The sequence below is a fragment of the Caballeronia arvi genome, assembly GCF_001544695.2.
GTDB classification, from domain to species: domain Bacteria; phylum Pseudomonadota; class Gammaproteobacteria; order Burkholderiales; family Burkholderiaceae; genus Caballeronia; species Caballeronia arvi.
The window spans coordinates 76116-93198 of record NZ_FCOM02000007.1 but is presented as its reverse complement, the minus strand read 5'-3'; the positions used below and the strand labels follow the sequence as shown (position 1 = coordinate 93198).

General features: G+C 63.8%; 15 protein-coding genes. 6 read left to right on the top strand and 9 right to left on the bottom strand.

Features of this window, described 5'->3' with window-relative positions; all coding sequences use genetic code 11:
• The first annotated feature begins 2 nt into the window (after positions 1-2).
• The 4 genes from AWB74_RS10835 to iolB all read left to right on the top strand — a co-directional run bounded on the left by AWB74_RS10835 (position 3) and on the right by iolB (position 6250).
• Positions 3-1985 (top strand): bifunctional 5-dehydro-2-deoxygluconokinase/5-dehydro-2-deoxyphosphogluconate aldolase, encoded by a 1983-nt coding sequence (locus AWB74_RS10835; RefSeq protein WP_061146780.1) that lies wholly within the window; start codon positions 3-5, stop codon positions 1983-1985.
• The gene (iolD, locus tag AWB74_RS10830) at positions 1982-3865 is read left to right on the top strand and encodes a 3D-(3,5/4)-trihydroxycyclohexane-1,2-dione acylhydrolase (decyclizing) (RefSeq protein ID WP_061146779.1); all 1884 of its coding nucleotides are present in this window, start codon (positions 1982-1984) and stop codon (positions 3863-3865) included. Before AWB74_RS10835 ends, iolD begins: the two co-directional genes overlap by 4 nt.
• A gap of 673 nt (positions 3866-4538) precedes the next feature.
• The gene (gene iolE, locus AWB74_RS10825) at positions 4539-5441 is read left to right on the top strand and encodes a myo-inosose-2 dehydratase (protein WP_061146778.1); all 903 of its coding nucleotides are present in this window, start codon (positions 4539-4541) and stop codon (positions 5439-5441) included.
• On the top strand, positions 5438-6250 hold the full coding sequence (gene iolB / locus AWB74_RS10820; protein ID WP_061146777.1) for a 5-deoxy-glucuronate isomerase: 813 nt from the start codon (positions 5438-5440) through the stop codon (positions 6248-6250). The genes iolE and iolB overlap by 4 nt, the downstream gene beginning before the upstream one ends.
• Here the strand turns inward: iolB and AWB74_RS10815 are convergent.
• The 6 genes from AWB74_RS10815 to AWB74_RS10790 form a co-directional block, all read right to left on the bottom strand.
• Complete coding sequence (locus tag AWB74_RS10815; protein ID WP_061146776.1) at positions 6247-6945, bottom strand: ABC transporter ATP-binding protein; 699 nt, start codon at positions 6943-6945, stop codon at positions 6247-6249. The two genes, iolB and AWB74_RS10815, sit on opposite strands and share 4 nt — an antisense overlap.
• Positions 6942-7682 (bottom strand): ABC transporter ATP-binding protein, encoded by a 741-nt coding sequence (locus tag AWB74_RS10810; RefSeq protein WP_061146775.1) that lies wholly within the window; start codon positions 7680-7682, stop codon positions 6942-6944. Before AWB74_RS10810 ends, AWB74_RS10815 begins: the two co-directional genes overlap by 4 nt.
• Entirely contained in the window at positions 7679-8755 is a 1077-nt protein-coding gene (locus AWB74_RS10805) for a branched-chain amino acid ABC transporter permease (protein WP_061146774.1), read from the bottom strand. Before AWB74_RS10805 ends, AWB74_RS10810 begins: the two co-directional genes overlap by 4 nt.
• The gene (locus AWB74_RS10800) at positions 8748-9686 is read right to left on the bottom strand and encodes a branched-chain amino acid ABC transporter permease (protein WP_061146904.1); all 939 of its coding nucleotides are present in this window, start codon (positions 9684-9686) and stop codon (positions 8748-8750) included. Before AWB74_RS10800 ends, AWB74_RS10805 begins: the two co-directional genes overlap by 8 nt.
• 13 nt (positions 9687-9699) lie before the next feature.
• Positions 9700-10134: an acyl-CoA thioesterase gene (locus AWB74_RS10795; protein ID WP_061146773.1), complete on the bottom strand. Its 435-nt coding sequence runs from the start codon at positions 10132-10134 to the stop codon at positions 9700-9702.
• A 78-nt stretch (positions 10135-10212) separates the two neighbouring features.
• Positions 10213-11256, bottom strand: a complete 1044-nt coding sequence (locus AWB74_RS10790; RefSeq protein WP_061146903.1) for a threonine aldolase family protein — start codon at positions 11254-11256, stop codon at positions 10213-10215.
• Positions 11257-11474: 218 nt separating this feature from the next.
• Here AWB74_RS10790 and AWB74_RS10785 point away from each other — a divergent pair, with 218 nt between their 5' ends.
• The gene (locus AWB74_RS10785; protein ID WP_143749194.1) at positions 11475-12146 is read left to right on the top strand and encodes a class I SAM-dependent methyltransferase; all 672 of its coding nucleotides are present in this window, start codon (positions 11475-11477) and stop codon (positions 12144-12146) included.
• Between the two features lie 46 nt (positions 12147-12192).
• On the opposite strand, the gene AWB74_RS10780 is transcribed toward AWB74_RS10785, so the two are convergent.
• Together AWB74_RS10780 and alaS are read right to left on the bottom strand one after the other, a co-directional pair.
• A complete protein-coding gene (locus tag AWB74_RS10780) occupies positions 12193-12438 on the bottom strand; it encodes a hypothetical protein (RefSeq protein ID WP_061146771.1) in 246 nt (81 codons plus the stop codon).
• 127 nt (positions 12439-12565) lie between these two features.
• A complete protein-coding gene (gene alaS, locus AWB74_RS10775; protein WP_061146770.1) occupies positions 12566-15190 on the bottom strand; it encodes an alanine--tRNA ligase in 2625 nt (874 codons plus the stop codon).
• A gap of 213 nt (positions 15191-15403) precedes the next feature.
• Here alaS and AWB74_RS10770 point away from each other — a divergent pair, with 213 nt between their 5' ends.
• Positions 15404-16624 carry a CaiB/BaiF CoA transferase family protein gene (locus tag AWB74_RS10770; protein ID WP_061146769.1) on the top strand — a complete coding sequence of 407 codons (1221 nt, stop codon included), beginning with the start codon at positions 15404-15406 and terminating at the stop codon, positions 16622-16624.
• A 4-nt stretch (positions 16625-16628) separates the two neighbouring features.
• Here the strand turns inward: AWB74_RS10770 and AWB74_RS10765 are convergent, their stop codons facing one another.
• Positions 16629-16841 carry a hypothetical protein gene (locus tag AWB74_RS10765; protein WP_041730537.1) on the bottom strand — a complete coding sequence of 71 codons (213 nt, stop codon included), beginning with the start codon at positions 16839-16841 and terminating at the stop codon, positions 16629-16631.
• Between the last annotated feature and the right edge of the window lie 242 nt (positions 16842-17083).

Genomic DNA, 17083 nt, shown 5'->3' with positions numbered 1-17083 from the left:
GCATGCCAACAACTTCTCGTTTTGCCCCGGATCGTGAACGCGACATCATCTGTCTGGGACGCATCGCCGTCGATCTTTACGCGCAGCAGGTCGGCGCGCGGCTCGAAGATGTGTCGACGTTCGCGAAGTATCTTGGCGGCTCGTCGGCGAACATCGCATTCGGATGCGCGCGGCTCGGACTGAATGCGTCGATGCTCGCGCGCGTCGGCAACGATCACATGGGGCGCTTTCTCACGCAGACGCTCGATCGCGAAGGCTGCGATACGAGCCATCTGCGGATCGATCGTGAACGGCTCACCGGACTCGTTTTGCTCGGCCTCGAAGATCGCGACACGTTTCCGCTCGTGTTCTATCGCGAGAACTGCGCGGATATGGCCGTCGACGAAAGCGATTTCGACGAAGCGTATATCGCGTCATCGAAGGCATTGCTCATCACCGGCACGCATTTCTCGACCGAACAGGTGAACCGCACGAGCCGGCGCGCGCTCGACTATGCGCGACGCAACGACGTGCGCACGATTCTCGACATCGACTATCGACCGGTATTGTGGGGTCTCACCGGCAAGGCCGATGGCGAGACGCGCTTCGTCGCGAATGAAGGCGTGAGCGCGCATTTGCAAGGCATTCTTCCGATGATGGATCTCGTGATCGGCACGGAGGAAGAGTTTCGCATCGCGGGCGGCAAGGATCGTCTCGTCGATGCGCTCGCGATGGTCCGCAAGGTCACGAGCGCGACGTTGATCGTCAAGCGCGGGCCGCTCGGCTGCTCGATCATCGAGGGCGTTGTGCCCGCCTCGATCGATGACGCGCCGATACACGGTGGCGTCGAAGTGGAAGTGCTCAACGTGCTTGGCGCCGGTGATGCCTTCGCATCGGGCTTTCTATCCGGCTGGCTGCGCGACGAACCGCTCGAAGCCTGCGCGCGTGCAGCCAATGCGTGCGGCGCGCTCGTCGTTTCGCGCCACGGCTGCGCGCCCGCGATGCCGACGCCCGCCGAGCTCGAGTACTTTCTCGAGGCCGCCAAACAAGACCCGATTCGCATGCGCCGTCCCGACAAGGACACGACGCTCGCGCGGCTGCATCGCGTGAGCCCGAAGCGCAGGCAATGGAACGAAGTGCTCGGCTTCGCGTTCGATCATCGCAACCAGTTCTTCGAACTCGCGCAGCGGACGGGCGCGAGCGAGACGCGCATCGCCACGCTCAAGAACCTGTTCGTCGAAGCCGTCGCGCAGACGGAGAAGGCGCTCGCGCTCGAAGGCCGTATCGGCGTATTGATCGATGACCGCTACGGCCAGGATGCGTTGAATGCGGCGACGGGGCGCGGCTGGTGGATCGGGCGTCCTGTCGAATTGCCGAGCTCGTTGCCGCTCGTGTTCGATCATGGCCGCTCCATCGGCACGACGCTCGTGCAATGGCCGCGCGAGCAGGTCGCGAAATGTCTCGTGCAGTATCACCCCGATCATCCGCATGACGTGCGCCTCGAGCAGGAAGCGCAGTTGCGCGCACTTTACGATGCCGTGCAGGAAAGCGGCCATGAATTGCTGCTCGAAGTGATCGTGCCGAAGAGCGGTCCGCCTGTCGAAGACGACACGGTGTATCGCGCGTTGAAGCGTCTTTACAACCTCGGCATCTATCCGGAATGGTGGAAGCTCGAACCGATGAGCGCGCAGCAATGGCAAGCCATCGATGCGCTGATCGAAGAGCGCGATCCGTATTGCCGCGGCGTGGTGCTGTTGGGTCTTTCCGCGGGCGTCGAGCAGTTGCGCGATGGCTTCATGGCTGCGGCATCGTCGAAGATGTGCAAGGGCTTCACTGTCGGGCGCACGATCTTTCATGAGCCGAGCCATGCGTGGCTCGCGAACGAGATCGACGATGAAGAGCTTATCGCGCGCGTGCGCCGCACGTTCGAGGCGTTGATCGGTGCATGGCGCGAGGCGCGTTCGTCGTCGGATGACGCGCATGTCACACAGGAGCAAGCCGCATGAATCAGCGCGCAACGCAAACGGAAACCGCCGTGCATTCGACACTTCGACTGACCGCTGCGCAGGCGCTCGTGCGCTATCTCGCGGCGCAACGCACCGAACATGGCGAGCCGCTTTTCGGCGGCGTATTCGCCATCTTCGGACATGGCAATGTCGCGGGTATCGGCGAGGCGCTGTATCGGCATCGCGATGAATTGCCGACGTATCGCGCGCACAACGAGCAGGCGATGGCGCACAGTGCGATCGCGTATGCGAAGGCGCACATGCGGCGCCGCATGATGGCGGTCACGACGTCCATCGGTCCGGGCGCGACCAATCTCGTCACGGCGGCTGCGCTCGCGCATGTGAACCGCTTGCCGGTGCTGTTGCTGCCCGGCGATATCTTCGTGTCGCGCGCGCCCGATCCGGTGTTGCAGCAAGTCGAGGATAGCCACGATGGCGGTGTATCCGCGAACGATGCGTTGAAGGCCGTGTCGCGTTACTTCGATCGCATCGTGCATCCAGCGCAATTGCTGAGCGCATTGCCGCGCGCGATTCGCGTGCTGACCGATGCCGCCTTGTGCGGCCCCGTGACCCTCGCGCTGCCGCAGGACGTGCAGGCGATGGCGTACGACTTCCCTGCTTCGTTCTTCGAACCGCGCGTCGTCGAGATTCATGCGCCCGCGCCGATTCCACGCGAGATCGAACGCGCTGCCGCGATGCTGCGTGAAGCGCGTGAGCCTTTGATCGTCTCCGGCGGCGGCGTGTTGTATAGCCTCGCGGCCGATGCGCTGCGCAAGTTCGCGCACAAGCACGGCGTTCCGGTGGCGGAAACACAGGCAGGCAAAGGCGCGCTTGCGTGGGACGACGCGTTGAATGTCGGCGGCATCGGCGTAACGGGTTCATCGGAGGCGAACGAACTCGCGCATGCGAGCGATTGCGTGCTCGCCATCGGCGCGCGTTTGCAGGACTTCACGACGGGCTCGAATACGCTCTTCACGCAGGCGCGGCTCGTCGCGATCAATGCCAATCCGTTCGATGCGCTGAAGCAGAATGCCGTCGCGGTGCAGGCGGATGCGCGCGTGGCGCTCGACGCGTTATCGGAGGCGCTCGGCGACTGGCATGCATCGCCGCAATGGACGACGCGCGCGCATCGGCTCGCTAACGAATGGCGCGAGACCGTCGCGCGTGTGACGAATACGCCCGTCGCCGATGGTGTCTTGCCGCGCGAAGCGGACGTGATCGGCGCGGTGCAGCGTTCTTCTGCCTCGTCGGCTATCGAAGATATCGTCGTGTGTGCGGCTGGCACTTTGCCCGCTGATTTGCAGAAGCTGTGGCGCACGGGCGGGCCGGGTGGCTATCACGTCGAATACGGCTATTCGTGCATGGGTTATGAAATCGCGGGCGGACTCGGCGTGAAGCTCGCGCGGCCGGAGCGCGAGGTGATCGTGATCGTCGGCGACGGCAGCTATCTGATGATGAATAGCGAACTCGCGACGTCGGTGATGCTGGGCGCCAAGCTGATCGTCGTGTTGCTCGATAACCGCGGGTTTGGCTGCATCAATCGGTTGCAGCAGGCTTGCGGGGGAGCGCCGTTCAACAATCTCATCGATGATTGCAAGCGGGGCGCGCTTGGGGCGCCGGAGATCGATTTTGCTATGCATGCGCGGGCGTTGGGGGCTTGTTCCGAGCATGTTTCCAATGTCGATGAGTTGCAGGCCGCGATGAAGCGTGCCCGGGCGGCGGATCGAAGTTATCTGATTTCGATTGATACCGATCCGGCTCGGCCCACCGAGGAAGGTGGATGGTGGTGGGAAGTTGCCGTGCCTGAGGTTTCTGAGCGGGCCGCTGTTGTTGTTGCTCGTGAGGCGTATGAGAGCGCGGTTAAGGCTCGGGGGTATTAGGCTTCTATGGAATCCTGCTTTCTTGTCGGTTTATTTGCGTTGCCCCTCCCCGGGGCGGGGGTAACTTTCTTTGCTGCTGCAAAGAAAGTCACCAAAGAAAGCAGCTTTCCCCAGCCTAAGCACTTCACGCCGGCCGCGGCACAGGCGATTGGCTGAATGGAACCCAGAGTAGCGAGTGTTCCCATTGTTGAGCCGGGCGTGGACCGCGCACGGTCTGACGAGCTAGTACCCAAAGGGCGCTGGTTCAGCACGAAAGAGTTTCGGCACAGCGCTTCGCGCTGCCGCTGAGTATGCAAGGGACACAGATTGTAGGCATTTGCAATGCGATAGAAGTGTTAGCGAGAAAGTACGGGCAGACCCGATTCGCTGGTCGGCCGCGAAGCGGGCCGGAGCTATTTCGTGCTGAACCAGTAAGTTATGCGATGCGATGTGTCAGACCGTGCGCGATCCAAGCCCGCTTAGGCCTTTGAGGGTACTCGCTACTCCGGGGGCCATTAGGTCAATCGCCTGTGCCGCGGCCGGCATGAAGTGCTTAGGCTGGGGATAGCTGTTTCTTTGGTTACTTTCTTTGCAGCAGCAAAGAAAGTGACTGCCGCCCCGCATAGGGGCGAAGCTAATAGACCGACGCGAATACAGGATTTCACGGAAAGAAACGCAAAAAAGGACCTTCACAATGCCATTAAAAGTCCGCATAGGCATCAACCCCCTGTCGTGGATGAACGACGACCTGCCTTCCCTCGGCGGGGAGACAGCCCTGTCTACTGCCCTAACCGAAGGAAAGCAAATCGGCTATGAAGGCTTCGAGCTCGGCAACAAGTTCCCCCGCGAGCCAGAGGCACTGAAGACGCTTCTCAAGGAATACGACCTCGCCCTCGTATCGGGCTGGTATTCAGGCCGACTGGCAGAACGCAGCGCAGAGGATGAAATCGAAGCAGTCGCCCCGCATCTGGAGCTTCTGAAAAAGAACGGCGCAAAAGTAATGGTCTACGGCGAAGTAGCAAACTCGATTCAGGGCGCAGCACGCCCACTCTACCAACGCCCACGCTTCTTCTCCGAAGCGCAATGGACGACCTACGCCGAGCGCCTGAACCGCTTCGCGGAATTTACGCTCTCGCGCGGCGTGCGCGTGGCCTATCATCATCACATGGGCGCGTATGTCGAAACGCCCGCCGACGTCGATCGTCTGATGTCTCTCACGAACGATGCCGTGGGCCTGCTGTTCGACGCGGGCCACATCACGTTCGCGGGCGGCGATGCAACGACCGTGCTGCAGAAGCACATCGCGCGCGTGTGTCACGTGCACTGCAAGGACGTGCGCCCGGAGATCGTGAAGCTCGCGCGCAATCGAAACTGGAGTTTTCTCGATGCAGTCATCAACGGCGCGTTCACCGTGCCCGGCGATGGCGCCGTCGACTACCCGGGCATCATCGCGTGTCTCGCGAAGCACGGTTACGAGGGCTGGCTCGTCGTGGAAGCGGAACAGGACCCGGTGATCGCGCCGAGCTACGCCTATGCCGACAAGGGCTATCGCACCCTGCGCGCGCTCGTCGACAAAACATACAAGGAGGCAGCATGAGCCTGCTAGTGAAAGCATCGCGCGAAGAGCAGACCATCGCGCGCGTCACACCCGATTCCGCGGGCTGGAAGCATGTCGGCTTCGCGGCGTATCGCATGAGTGCGGACGACGTCGTGCATGTGTACGACACGGATCGCGAAAGCTGCATCGTCGTGCTGACGGGTACAGTCAGCGTGGAAGCCGGCGATGAGCACTGGCAATCGATCGGCTCGCGCGACAGCGTGTTCGAAGATGCCGCGCCCTACGCGGTCTACGTGCCGCCGAAGCTCGCCGCGATCGTGCGCGCGGAACGCGATGCGGAAATCGCCGTGGCGAGCGCGCCGGCCAAGGGCGAATTCCCGCCGCGTCTCATCGAGCCTGCGCAGATGAAGCGCTCGACGCGGGGCAGGAACGCGAATACGCGCTATGTGTGCGACATCCTTCCGCAGACCGAAGCAGCCGAGTCGCTGCTCGTGGTTGAAGTGCGCACGCCGGGCGGACACGCATCGAGCTATCCGCCGCACAAGCACGATCAGGACAATGTGCCCGTCGAAAGTGCGCTGGAGGAAACGTACTACCATCGATTGAATCCGCCGCAAGGCTTCGCGTTTCAGCGCGTCTATACCGACGAGCGCGATATCGATGAAACCATGGCCGTCGAAGATCACGATGTCGTGATGGTGCCGCGCGGATATCATCCGGTCGTCGTGCCTTATGGATACGACAACTATTATCTGAACGTGATGGCAGGCGAGAAGCGCACGTGGCACTTCAAGAACGATCCGAAGCATGAATGGATCGTCGAGCGGGATAGCAAGGCGTCAGGTTAGCCCACTGAGAGCCATTCGCGCGTGACCTGCTCGTTTCGAGCAAGCGAAGCGTATGGCCCATCGAACCGAATCGCCCCATGCCCCATCACGGCGACGCGCGCATCCAGCATGCGCGCGATCGTCATCCGTTCTTCGATGAGCAGCATCGCGACACCGCGTTCGCGCAGCGTCTTCAGGCACGCGGCCACCTGTGCGAGCACTTGCGGCGCGAGCCCTTCGCCGGGTTCATCGATGACCACGAGCGACGGATCGCCCGCCAGCGTGCGCGCGAGCGCGAGCATCTGCTGTTCACCGCCCGATAACGCGCCCGCCTTCACCGATGCACGCTCCTCCAGCACCGGAAACAATCGATACGCTTCATCCTGCGTGAAGCGCGTGCCTTTTCTCTCGCCAAGCACGAGGTTTTCACGCACCGTCAGCGCGGGAAACACATCGCGCGTCTCAGGCACATAGCCGATGCCCAGCCGCGCAATCCGATACGGCCGCAAGCCGACGAGCCGCACATCGCGATAACGCATCTCACCTTCGCAGCGCACGAGGCCCATGATGGCCTTCGCGAGCGTCGAGCGCCCCGACCCGTTGCGGCCGACGAGCGCAACCGCCTCGCCTTCATCGATGATCAGATTCACGCCGTGCAGCACTTGCGCCGCGCCATACCACGCGCGCAAATCCTCGATACGCAATTGCCCGTTCATAGCGCCACCCCGCCGAGATACGCGTCCCGTACGTCACGATTCGCGCGTATCGCGGCGGGCGTATCGGTGGCGATCACGCGCCCTTGCACGAGCACCGAGATGCGATCCGCGAGACCGAACACCGCGTCCATGTCGTGCTCGATCACGAGCAAGGTGCGCCCTTGCGTCGTCGCGCGAATCAGGGCGAGCGCGCGCGTCGCTTCCGCGCGATTCATGCCGGCGGTGGGTTCATCGAGCAGGATGATGGGTGCATCGGTCGCGAGCGCGATGCCGAGATCGAGGGCGCGCTGCTCCGCATACGTGAGTCGCGCCGCGCGTTCATCGGCACGGGCGGCAAGTCCGATCGCATCGAGCATCGCGTGCGCGCGTTCATCGATATTTCTCGATGGCAGCCATTTATCGATGAATCGCGCAGACGCCGCGCCGAGCGCCGCGCAACGCAGGTTGTCGAGCACGGACATCGCGCCGAACACGCTCGTCGTCTGGAAGCTGCGCGCGAGCGACCGCGAGACGCGCTGTGGCGATCTATTAGTAATATCGATTCCGTTCGCGACGATGCGCCCATCGTCCGGCCGCGCGCGCCCCGAGATCAGATCGAAGAGCGTGGATTTGCCCGCGCCGTTCGGCCCGATCAGCGCGTGCCGCTCGCCCGTCGCCACGTGCAAATCGACGCCGCGCAGCACGCGCGTCGCGCCGAAGCGTTTGACGATGCCATGCACATCGAGCGCGCCGATCATCGCGCGGGCCTCGTGCGTCGGGCGAGCCAGAAGCCGAGCACGGCGCACGGCAACGCGATGAGCCACATCGAATCCTGCCGATGCGCGTAAAGCGTCTCAACGACGATCACTGATGCGACGGCCCAACACATCGCGCTCGATATGCCGAAGCACATGACACGCGCATTGCGCCTGAAAAGCCCGGCGAAACCCTCCGGCGCCGCGACGACCACCCACATGAAGAAGAGGCCGAGATACATCGGCCACGCGGCGCTGACGCTCGCCACCGCGACGCTGAAAAACGTGAGCAGCACCGCGCCGACAACCGGCCCGAAGAACGTGCCCGCGCCGCCGATCACCGTCGCGACGAGCGCGCTCGTCGACCGCGCGAGGCCGACGCTTTCCGCCGACACCAGTTCGACGTTGATCAACGCCAGCACGCCCGCGATGCCCGCGAAGAACGCCGACACGACGAGCATCGCGAAACGCACGCGCGCCGGCGCGAAGCCGATCGCCGCCGCGCGCGCGGGGTTGTCGCGCACGGCGTTGGCGAGACGGCACATCGGCGTGCGCGAGAACGCGAACATCGCGAGCGCGGAAATAAGGCACCAGCACGCGATCAGCGCATACGCCTCGCGCAACGGTCCGAACGTCCACGCAAGGAACGACGGCCCGCTCGCGCGATCGATCGTCACGCCGCCCTCGCCGCCGAACCAGCCCGGCACGAGCCACACGCACGCCGCGACGAGCTCGCCGATGCCGAGCGTGATCATCGCGAACGGCGTGCCCGCGCGCTGCGTCGAGATCGCGCCAAAAACGATGGCAACGAGCATCGCCGCCAATCCGCCGATCACCGGCAAAAGCGGCAACGGCACGCCGAAGCGGTTGAACGCCTGCGCGGCGGCGAATGCGCCGAGGCCCGAATACACCGCGTGCCCGAACGAAAGCAGGCCCGTCTCGCCGAGTAAGAGGTTGTACGAAAGCGCGAAGACGATCAACGTCGCGGTCTGCGCGAGATACGCGAGCAGCCACGATTGATCGAAGATGAAGGGAGGCAGCGCCAGCGCAACGACGAGCAGGACGAACTTAAGCATCGCGCGTGCGCTCGCCGAAGAGTCCGCGCGGGCGTGCCGCCAGCATCGCGACGAGCAGCAGATACGGCAGCACCGGCGCGAGTTGCGCGACCGTCAATGCGGCCCACGCATCCGGCAGCGTCACGCCGAAAAATGCCGCGATGCTCCCCGCCGATGCGCTCGCGCCCACCGCAAAAGTCTGCACGCAGCCGACCAGCAGCGACGCCGCGAGCGCGCCGGAAAGCGAACCCAGTCCGCCGATCACGACGACGACGAACACAATCGGGCCCATCGCATCGGCCATCGCGGGCTCGATGACGGCGAGCGGCGCGCCGATGACGCCGCCGAGCGCGGCGAGCGCGGTGCCCACGGCGAAGACCATCGTGAATACACGCGGAACATCGTGGCCGAGCGTTTCGACCGTCGCCGGATGCGTGAGCGCCGCGCGCACGACGAGGCCCGTCTTCGAAGTGCGCAACACGAGCCAGAGCGCGCCGAGCATCAGAATGGCGATCGCCATCATGAACACGCGATAGCGCGCGAACGACGCGCCGAAGAGCGTGAAGAGCGGTCCGTCGAGTACACGCGGAATCGTCGCGGGCAAAGGACCGAGTCCCCACACGAGCTTGACGCCCTCGCCGATCACGATGGACGCGCCGAACGTCAGCAGCATCTCCGCGAGCGCGCCGCGCGCATGGACGCGTCGCAACAGCAGCCGCTCGAACAGCGCGCCCGCCACGCCGACGACGATCGGCGCGACGATCAGCGCGAACCCGAATCCGCCATACGCGGCGAGCGTCTGCCCGACATACGCGCCGAGCATGTAGAAGCTCGCGTGCGCGAAGTTGAGGACGCCGAGCATCGAGAAAATCAGCGTGAGGCCGGCGGACAGCATGAAGAGCAGCAGTCCCACGCTCACGCCGTTGAGCAGGCTCACGCTGAACCACTGCAGCAAGATCAGCCCCTCAGTTGACGAGCGGCTTCAGCGCGGCGACGAGCGGCGCAGGAAGCGGCACGGGCCTGCGCGTCACGCGATCCACATAGACGTGCACGAAATGCCCTTGCGCGGCGGCTTCGTCGGAGGCTTGCGTGAAGATGCCCACTTCGTAACGCACGCTCGTGTTGCCGAGCGTCTCGACACGCAAGCCCGCCTCGACCGGTTCCGGAAACACGACGGGCGCGAAGAAATTGCAGCGCGTCTCGACGACGAGACCGATGGTCTCGCCCTCGCTGAAATCGAGCACGCCCGCGCGCAGCAGATACTCGTTCACGACGGTATCGAAATAGCTGTAATAGACGACGTTGTTGATGTGCCCGTAGACGTCGTTATCCGACCAGCGCGTGCTGATCGACAGAAAATGCGCGTAGTCCGCGCGCGTGGTCGGCGTCGGCTTGGTCATCAGTCAGAGCGTCAGGGTGAAGTGCGGTAACGGGTGTGCGGGCATGTTGGAGCGGCGTGGCGCGCGTGTCAATCCGGGTTAGATCGACGCGGACAACGCCCGCACGTCATCGGCGAAGCGCTCGACCGTCTCGCGGTTCGTGTCCCACGCGCACATCAGGCGGCAGCCGCCCGAGCCGATGAACTGATAGAAACGCCAGCCCTTCGCGCGCAGCTTCGATGCGACCTGTGCCGGCAATTCCGCGAACACGGCGTTCGATTCGGGCTTGAAGAGCAGACTGACGCCGGGAATATCGACGAGGCGCTCGGCCATCAGTTGCGCCATCGCGTTGGCGTGGCGGGCGTTGCGCAGCCAGACGTCGTCATCGAGAAGACCCAGCCACGGCGCGGAGATGAAGCGCATTTTCGACGCGAGCTGTCCCGCCTGCTTGAGCCGATACGCGAAATCGGCGGCGAGCGCCTTGTCGAAGAACACGACCGCCTCGCCGACCGGCAGGCCGTTCTTCGTGCCGCCGAAGCACAGCACATCGACGCCCGCGCGCCACGTGATCTCCGACGGATGCACGCCGAGCGTCGCGACCGCATTCGCGAACCGCGCGCCGTCCATATGCACCTTCAGATGCCGGCGTTTGGCAATCGCCGCGATCGCGCGAATCTCCTCGACCGTATAGACGGTGCCGATTTCCGTCGCCTGCGTGAGCGCGACGACCTTCGGCTTCGGATAGTGGATGTCCGCGCGCTTCGTGACGAGTTCCTCGATCGCATCGGGCGTGAGCTTGCCGTTCTCGCCCTTCGCCGTGAGCAGCTTCGAGCCGCCGGAGAAGAACTCGGGGCCGCCGCATTCATCGGTTTCGATATGCGCGAGCTCGTGGCAAATGACCGAGTGATACGACTGGCACAACGAGGCGAGCGCGAGCGAATTCGCCGCCGTGCCGTTGAACACGAAGAAGACTTCGCAGTCGGTCTGGAAGAGATCGCGGATGCGGTCGCAGACCTGGGCTGTCCACGAATCGTCGCCGTAGGCGGGCTCGTGGCCGCTCGTGTTGGCCTGGATCAGCGCCTGGAGCGCTTCGGGGCAGATGCCCGCGTAGTTGTCGGAGGCGAAGTGTTGAAAGGAATTCATAGGCGCGGTCATGGGCTGGACGAGATTCGGTCGTTGCAAACGATGTGCGATGCGGATGTGTTCGCGCGGCCACAACAGTGCATTCTATCCGGATCGCGTTGCGCGCTGCGCCGTGGCCGGCCCCCGCACGGTGAGTGAAAAATCGTTGATATGACTCGACGGCAGTTTTTAACGATTAGTATTGCTGCGAGTCTTCAATCCAAGCACACGGACACATCATGCCCATTTCTGCAGACTCCTTTGATCAGGTCACCCTCGCCGCGATGGAAGCGCTCAAGCCGTCACGCATTCTCGATATCGGCTGCGGCGCAGGTAAATATGGGCGCATGATCAGGAGCATCTTGCCCGAGGCAATCATCGAAGGCGTAGAAGTCGAACCGCGCTACATCGAACAGTTCGCGTTGAGAGACATTTATGCGCCAATGCATCTGATGTCGGCCACAAGCATTCCCGAGCGCATGATCGATGAGATGTTCGATCTGACGATCATAGGCGACTGCATCGAGCATTTGCCGAAGTCGGCCGGGCTCGATCTGCTGAACTTCCTGACCTATCGCTCGGCATACACCATCGTCGTGCTGCCAGAATCGATGATGCAAAACACGGTCGACAACATTAAGTCCGAAGCCCATATCTCGGCCTGGTCGGAACGCGATTTCCAATGGCACGACAATTGGGCCTGGGCACAGGTCTACGCCATGCAGTTCTATATCTTGCGCGGCTATCCGCCCGCGTCCGTCAACCTGCAAAGCCTCCTCAACACACTCGACGCACGGCAGTTCACGCTGCGTTACGACACCGTCACCACGCCGCTCAAGTTCAATCACACCAATCTCACGAAAACCGTTCCGCTCGAAGAGGGCGGCGCAATTTACTGGCGTGCGCAGTGACACGTGTCATCGGCCTGGCGCGTTTATTTTCCGCTCGCCGCATTGGCTACTTGGTGTTCGGCGCGCTCGCGGCGTTGGCCTGCTGCGCTTCCTGCGCCTTCTTGTCCTTCTTTGCCGCCTCGTGATGGCCGATCGCGCAGCCGCCGACCGCACCCGCGGTGCCGTGCTTGCCCGCGACATGCCCCGCCACACCGCCGACGGCCGCGCCCTTCATACAGCCCTCCGCCTGCGCCGCGCCGGTGGCGACGAGCATCGCCGAAGCCAGAATGATCGATGCGAGTTTGCGATTCATAAGTCGTCTCCCTTGTGTCGATTGAACGTCACGTGGAGCGACGCACGCGCCATACCTGACAGCGTGTAAAGAAAAACGGCCCGATCCACCACAGATCGAGCCGTTTCCAGTGCAACGAGAGAAGCGCTTAAAGCTGCTGCTGCACCCAGCCTTGAACACCCGCGAGCGCGGCCGGCAGATTCGCCGGCTCCGTGCCGCCCGCCTGCGCCATGTCGGGACGGCCGCCGCCCTTGCCGCCCACCTGCTGCGCGACGAAGTTGACGAGCTCGCCCGCCTTCACCTTCTTCGACGCATCCGGCGTCACGCCCGCGATCAGGCTGACCTTGCCGCCTTCCACCGATGCAAGCACGATCGCCGCGCTCTTGAGCTTGTCCTTCAGCTTGTCGACGGTCTCGCGCAGCGTCTTCACGTCCGCGCCTTCGAGCGTCGCGGCGAGCACGTGTACGCCGGATACATCGACGGCTTGCGACACGAGCTCATCGCCCTGGCTCGATGCGAGCTTCGACTTGAGCGTCGCGAGTTCCTTCTCCAGCGACTTCACGTGATCCTGCACTTGCGTGATGCGCTGCGTGAGTTCCGCGGGCTGCGCTTTCAGCACACCCGCCGCCGCGCTGATGCGCTGATCCAGTTCCTGCACGTAGCGCACAGCGTTGTCGCCGGTGATGGCCTCGACACGGCGAATGCCCGCCGCGACGCCGCCTTCCATCACGATCTTGAAGAAGCCGATGTCGCCGGTGCGCTGCACGTGCGTGCCGCCGCAGAGTTCGCGCGAGAAGCCGAGATCGAGCACGCGCACAGTGTCGCCGTATTTCTCGCCGAAGAGCGCCATCGCGCCGCCCTTCACGGCATCGTCGTACGCCATCACGCGCACGACGCCCGGCGCATTCGCGATGATCTCGTTGTTCACGATCTGCTCGACGCGGCGGATATCGTCGTCCGTCATCGGCGCGTGGTGGGCGAAGTCGAAGCGGGTCTTGTCGGCATCGACGAGCGAGCCTTTCTGCTGCACGTGGCCGCCGAGCACTTCGCGCAGCGCCTTGTGCATCAGGTGCGTCGCCGAGTGGTTGCGCGCGGTGCGGGCGCGGCGGATGCCGTCGATTTCCGCCTTCACGACATCGCCGACCTTGAGCGTGCCCTGCTCGACCGTGCCGTGATGACCAACGACGTCCGCCTGCACCTTCAGCGTATCCGCGACGGCGAAGCGCACGCTCGCATTCGCGAGCACGCCCTGATCGCCGACCTGACCGCCGGACTCGGCATAGAACGGCGTGTGATCGAGCACGACGACGGCTTGCTGGCCCGCCTGCACTTGCTGAACCGAAGCGCCTTCGACATACAGCGCGAGAATCTTCGCGTCGTCGAAAATTTCCTTCTCGTAGCCGTGGAACGTGGACTTCGCGCCCGAGTATTCGAGCCCCGCCGCAATCTTGAACTTGCCCGCCGCGCGCGCTTGATCGCGCTGACGCGCCATCGCGTCGTCGAATGCGGGTTCGTCGACGGTCACGCCGCGCTCGCGGCACACGTCCGCCGTCAGGTCGAGCGGAAAGCCGTACGTGTCGTGCAGCTTGAACGCGAGTTCGCCGTCAAGTTGCTTCACGCCCTTCTTGTCGAGATCGGCGAGCTCGCCTTCGAGAATCGACATGCCGTGCTCGATGGTCTCGAAGAAACGTTCTTCTTCCTGGCGCAGAACGTCGGTCACGCGCTGCTGCGCGTCCGCGAGTTCGGGATACGCCGCGCCCATTTCCGCGACGAGATCGGCCACGAGCTTGTTGAAGAACGCGCCCTTCTTGCCGAGCTTGTAGCCGTGACGGATCGCGCGGCGCACGATACGGCGCAGCACATAGCCACGGCCTTCGTTGCCGGGAATGACGCCATCGACGATCAGGAACGAGCACGCGCGAATGTGGTCCGCGATGACTTTCAGCGAGTTGTTTTCCAGATCCGGTGTGTTCGTTTCGCGCGCGGCGGCCTTGATGAGCGTCTGGAAGAGATCGATCTCGTAGTTGCTGTGCACGTGCTGCAGCACGGCGGCGAGGCGTTCGAGACCCATGCCCGTGTCGACGCACTGCTTGGGCAGCGGCGTCATGTTGCCTTGCGCGTCGCGGTTGAACTGCATGAACACGAGATTCCAGATCTCGATGAAGCGGTCGCCGTCTTCTTCAGGCGATCCCGGCGGGCCGCCCCAGATTTCCGGGCCGTGGTCGTAGAACACTTCCGAGCACGGGCCGCACGGGCCGGTGTCGGCCATCTGCCAGAAGTTGTCCGATGCGTAGCGCGCGCCCTTGTTGTCGCCGATGCGGATGATGCGCTCGACCGGCACGCCGATTTCCTTCGCCCAGATGTCGAAGGCTTCGTCGTCTTCCTTGTACACCGTGACGGTGAGCTTTTCGGCGGGCAGGCTGTAGACCTTGGTCAGCAGTTCCCAGCAATAGTGGATCGCGTCGCGCTTGAAGTAATCGCCGAACGAGAAGTTGCCGAGCATCTCGAAGAACGTGTGATGCCGCGCGGTATAGCCGACGTTCTCCAGATCGTTGTGCTTGCCGCCCGCGCGCACGCTGCGCTGCGCGGTGGTCGCGCGCGAGTACGGACGCGATTCGCTGCCCAGGAACACGTCCTTGAACTGGACCATGCCCGAGTTGGTGAAGAGCAGCGTCGGGTCGTTGCCGGGCACGAGGCTCGACGAACGCACGATCGTATGGCCCTTCGATTCGAAAAACTTCAGGAATTTCTCGCGTATTTCGGCGGCTTTCATAGCGTACGGGGCGTGTCTGCGGTTCTTTGATGGCGCCCGCGGGCGGCTCTTTTCGAGCGCTGCCGGCGGAACAAGGGTAATGGTCGATTATACGGGATTCGCCGCATCCGACCGTCCGACAAGCACGCTGGCCAAGGCGCCCGCTATCGCGCGCGCGGCGGTTCTGTGCGACAGTCGCGAATCGAGAGACACAACGAAAGCGAGACAGATCGAATGGGAGCCTTGAGCCATATCCGCGTGCTGGACCTGACCCGCGTGCTGGCGGGACCGATGTGCGCGCAGACCCTCGCCGATTTCGGCGCGGACGTCATCAAGATCGAGCGGCCCGAAACCGGCGACGACACGCGCCACTGGGGGCCGCCCTACCTGAAAACGCCGCAAGGCGAAGACACGCACGAGGCGGCTTACTATCTCGCGGCGAACCGCAACAAGCGCTCGGTGACGGTCGATATCGCCACGCCGGAAGGCCAGCAGATCGTGCGCGAGCTCGCCGCGCAAAGCGATGTCGTCCTCGAAAACTACAAGGCCGGGCAACTGAAGAAGTACGGGCTCGACTACGAATCGCTGAAGGCGGTGAAGCCGGATATCGTCTACTGCTCGGTCACCGGTTTCGGGCAGACCGGGCCGTATGCGTCGCGCGCGGGTTATGACTTCATCGTACAGGGCATCGGCGGGTTCATGAGCATCACCGGCGAGCGCGACGGCCAGCCGGGCGGCGGTCCGCAGAAAGCGGGCGTGGCGATCGCGGACCTGATGACCGGCATGTACGCGACGATCGGCGTGCTCACCGCGCTCGCGCATCGCGACCGCACGGGCGAAGGGCAATATATCGACATGGCGCTACTCGACGTGCAGGTCGCGATGCTCGCCAACATGAACACGAATTACCTCGCGAGCGGCAAGCCGCCGGTGCGCTGGGGCAATGCGCATGCGAACATCGTGCCGTATCAGACCTTCCAGACGAGCGATGGCTGGATCATCGTCGCGGTGGGCAATGACGGGCAGTTCCGCAAATTCGTCGAAGTCGGCGGACGCCCGGAACTGGCCGACGATCCGCGCTTCGCGGCGAACCCGTCGCGCGTGCGCAACCGCGACATCCTCGTGCCGATTCTCGCGGACATGGTGCGGCTGAAGGGCAAGCACGAATGGATCGCGGAACTCGAAGCCGCGGGCGTGCCGTGCGGTCCGATCAACGATCTCGGCGCAGTGTTCGAAGATCCGCAAGTGCTCGCGCGCAAGATGCAGATCGACTTGCCGCATCCCACGGCCGGGACGGTGAAGCTCGTCGCGAGCCCGATCAAGATGAGCGCGACGCCGCCCGAGGCACGTTCGCATCCGCCGCTGCTCGGCGAGCACACGTCGAGCGTGCTCGCCGACGTGCTCGGCTACGACGAAGCGAAGATCGCGCGTCTGCGTGAGACCAAGGTCGTCTGAGACCTTAGCGAACGCCCGCGCCGATCAGCCCGCCCGCCGCCGCGCCCGCGACGGTGCCGATCGGCCCGCCGGTGACGAGATAACCGAGCGCGCCGCCGGCAGCCGCGCCGACGCCGGCGTGCGCCTGCTGGCGCGAGACGTTCGCGCAGGCGGCGAGGCTCGACACGAGTGCGGCCGCGGCGGCGAATTTGAGCGTCGTGATGGCGATCTTCTTCATGATGGCTTCCTTGTTCTCGTTGTGATGTGTGGTGCTTTTCGAGCCGGACGAGGCAATGGATACGGCCCGATCCGGACAGGCGAGCCGATCATAAAATTGCGCGCATGCGCCTTTCAACGCGATTTACGTCCCGTTACGGCGGTTACGATCCGCGTCTCGCGCGGTAAACCATGTAACGGAACTCACGAAACCGCGCGCGCGTGCGAATCGCGCGGCGAAACGGAGCGCCGCCGCCACGCCCT